General features: G+C 61.7%; 1 protein-coding gene. It reads right to left on the bottom strand.

Annotated features, from left to right (window positions below; genetic code table 11):
- On the bottom strand, positions 1 to 235 hold a 235-nt coding region (locus tag AAEY78_RS15020; protein WP_352340305.1), incomplete at both ends, for a TonB-dependent receptor domain-containing protein.

Below are 235 nucleotides of genomic sequence, written 5' to 3'. Positions count from 1 at the left end.
AAGTCATACACCGCGGATACAGAGCCGGTATTTTTCGCCACGTTCTGCAGGCGTTTGCCTTGGTAGGTCGGGTCTTCGGTCACCTCGGCATCCGTGTAGGCGTAGCTGCCGATCAGGCTCCACTGGTCGGTCAACTGGCCGCTCAGGTCCATTTCCAGGCCACGGGAGCGCACCTTGCCGGCGACGCTGTAGATTGAGGTCGCGCCTTCGCCGATGGACACCAGCACGTTGCGCT

Origin of the sequence: Psychrobacter sp. 16-MNA-CIBAN-0192 (genome assembly GCF_040309565.1) — a bacterium.
Classification (GTDB): Bacteria; Pseudomonadota; Gammaproteobacteria; order Pseudomonadales; family Moraxellaceae; genus Psychrobacter.
The sequence above is the reverse complement of the archived record's forward strand: the minus strand, read 5'-3'. Positions and strand labels throughout refer to the sequence as shown.